The following is a 240-nucleotide window of genomic DNA, read 5'->3' as shown; positions in this document are numbered from 1 at the left end:
GGAAAAATTACCAACTATTTGGTGCCATATGGCCTTAAGAAAAAGTGGTTAGAGAATAGCCCAACAACAATAAAAGAAATACCTTTTGCAGGCTAAAATTAATTTGCGCTGTCTAATTTAGCTAATTCTTTGTACTTTCTTTTTAGTTTTTTTAATAAAATTCCATACAGTAATTGATAAAATAACCAGAGCACACCAGCAAATAATAAAGTCACTACAAAAGTTAATAAAACAAATAAA

The 240-nt window shown here is 28.3% G+C and carries 1 protein-coding gene; it reads right to left on the bottom strand.

The window, feature by feature from the left end:
• Positions 1-98: 98 nt before the first annotated feature.
• A partial coding sequence (locus ACY2RW_RS16320; RefSeq protein ID WP_490123786.1) for a DUF8845 family protein occupies positions 99-240 on the bottom strand: 142 nt, incomplete at its 5' end.

Source organism: Polaribacter sp. 2305UL8-11 (assembly GCF_058147165.1).
The sequence above is the reverse complement of the archived record's forward strand: the minus strand, read 5'-3'. Positions and strand labels throughout refer to the sequence as shown.